This is a genomic window from Desulfovibrio sp. OH1186_COT-070 (genome assembly GCF_003860215.1).
Taxonomy (GTDB): domain Bacteria; phylum Desulfobacterota; class Desulfovibrionia; order Desulfovibrionales; family Desulfovibrionaceae; genus Desulfovibrio.
Genome location: NZ_RQYH01000179.1, coordinates 1 through 421, shown reverse-complemented (window position 1 = coordinate 421; position 421 = coordinate 1). Strand labels below are relative to the sequence as shown.

General features: G+C 35.2%; 1 protein-coding gene. It reads right to left on the bottom strand.

Annotated features, from left to right (window positions below):
• Positions 1 to 11: 11 nt before the first annotated feature.
• The gene (locus EII23_RS12435; RefSeq protein ID WP_124793569.1) at positions 12 to 341 is read right to left on the bottom strand and encodes an IS630 transposase-related protein; all 330 of its coding nucleotides are present in this window, start codon (positions 339 to 341) and stop codon (positions 12 to 14) included.
• Positions 342 to 421: the final 80 nt, after the last annotated feature.

Sequence of the window (421 nt, the reverse complement as noted above, 5' to 3'; positions counted from 1 at the left end):
TATCTTGTTCTTTATAGGTTGTCGTCTTTTTTTAAAGTGATGTTCAGTTTTTTTAAGGCTGCCCAAACTGAAGGAATACTGCAGTCAAAATGCTCTGCTATTTCCCTTAAGAAAGCATCTGGATATTGGCTAACAAAGGCTTCTAACTCGTCCAATGGCAATTTGCGAGGGCTTGGTTTCCTTTTTTGACGCTCCAAATGCCCAAGTTCTTTGAGTTGTTTCTCCCAAAGATACAGTGTATTAGTGCTAATGCCAAATAACTGACACGTTTCTTTTTTGGAATGACCAGTCTCTACATAAGCAATAACTCGTTTTCTAAAATCTATTCCGTAACTTTTCATAAGTATAGTATAACAAATACTATACAGAAACTAAAGGATTATAAAAACACCTTTTCAATCGAGAAGGTGTTTTTTAGTTG

What these genes read in the sequence shown, in the direction of transcription:
- EII23_RS12435 (WP_124793569.1), bottom strand. Translation starts at nt 341, where the DNA reads ATGAAAAGTTACGGAATAGATTTTAGAAAACGAGTTATTGCTTATGTA.